The organism is Flavobacterium sp. UBA4854 (assembly GCF_002399805.1).
Classification (GTDB): domain Bacteria; phylum Bacteroidota; class Bacteroidia; order Flavobacteriales; family Flavobacteriaceae; genus Flavobacterium; species Flavobacterium ginsengisoli.
In genome coordinates, this window is sequence record NZ_DHEI01000080.1 from 70,317 (window position 1) to 71,859 (window position 1,543).

Annotated in this window: 2 protein-coding genes; both read left to right on the forward strand. The window is 30.3% G+C overall.

The annotated features are described in order from the left end of the window. The first annotated feature begins 108 nt into the window (after nucleotides 1-108). A complete protein-coding gene (locus B3J44_RS11210) occupies nucleotides 109-930 on the forward strand; it encodes a DUF3822 family protein (protein ID WP_286968525.1) in 822 nt (273 codons plus the stop codon). Then, nucleotides 927-1,535, forward strand: a complete 609-nt coding sequence (locus B3J44_RS11215; protein ID WP_198856257.1) for an RsmD family RNA methyltransferase — start codon at nucleotides 927-929, stop codon at nucleotides 1,533-1,535. Before B3J44_RS11210 ends, B3J44_RS11215 begins: the two co-directional genes overlap by 4 nt. Nucleotides 1,536-1,543: the final 8 nt, after the last annotated feature.

The window sequence follows — 1,543 nt, forward strand, 5'->3', positions numbered from 1 at the left end:
AAATTGTTTTTTGAAATTGCAATTATAATTGTTCCTTTTTAATTTGTAAGTTTGTGGTCGCTTAAATTCTTTCTTGATTTAAAACAGGTAACGAATTGTAAATCAACTATGTCATTACAAAATACTAACATTACTTCAAAAAATTACAGGAAACTTTCTATTCAGGTTTCTCTGACTGGATTTTCATATTGCTGTTTTGATACTTTAAATAATATCATTACTTCTTTTAAAGAAATAAAGTTTGATACTGCTAACAAAACATCTCGAATTGAAGATTTATTCAATGAAGCTTTCAGAAATAATCCTGAATTAAAAAACAATTACGATGAAGTAATGGTTATTCACAACAATAACCTTTCTACTTTTGTTCCGACTGCTTTGTTTGATGAAAATTATTTAGGAAGTTACTTGCAATACACTTCGAAAGTATTTGAAACAGACCATTTTACTTTTGATCAAATCCCAAATTATCAAATGAATTCGGTTTATATTCCGTTTGTGAACATAAACAATTTTCTAATTGACAACGTAGGTTCTTTTGATTATAAACATGCCAATAGTATTTTGGTCGAAAAAATCTTGGACGGCTCTCGAAACAACGACGATAAGAAAATGATCGTCAATTTTAATCCAGGAAATTTCGAAATAATCGTAGTGCAAAATCAAAAACTTTTGCTTTTTAATTCATTCGAATACAATACTCCAGAAGATTTTATCTACTATATTTTATTTACGGCTGAGCAAATGAGTATGAATCCCGAAAGTTTCAAATTAGAACTTTTAGGAACTATTACAGAAAACGATCCGTTTTATGCTATAGCTTACAAATATGTGCGCCATATTTCTTTTATAGACGTTTCAAAACTAAAAGAAAGAAATAGTTTTACAACCGCTCAAAATCAAAAACATTATATCTTATTTCAATCATGAGAATCATTTCAGGAAAATACAAAGGACGCCGAATTTTTCCGCCAAAAAATCTACCTGTAAGGCCAACGACTGACATGAGTAAAGAAGCATTGTTTAATGTTTTGAATAACCATTTTAATTTTGACAGCTTAAAGGTTTTAGATCTTTTTTCGGGAACAGGAAACATCAGTTATGAATTTGCTTCACGCGGAAGCGCACCAATTACGTCTGTAGATGGCGATTTTGGATGCGTTAAATTTATCAAACAAGTTTCTTCGGAATATGATTTTGATATTGCTGCAACAAAAAGCGATGTTTTTAAATTTTTAGAAAATTCTAAAACAACTTACGATATCATCTTTGCAGATCCGCCTTACGGATTGGATCAGGCTACTTTTGAAAAAATTGTTCTAACCGTTTTCGAAAGAGATTTATTGGAAGATGATGGAATGATGATTATCGAGCATTCAAAATACACCAAATTGGATCACATGAGTAATTTTTCTTTTCAGAAAAGTTACGGCGGTTCTTTTTTTAGTTTCTTCGAACTAAATTCAACCGATGATGATGAAGAATTGCCTCATGATGATATTACTAAAAAAGAAACCGAAGAAGACGAAGGATAGCAATCTTT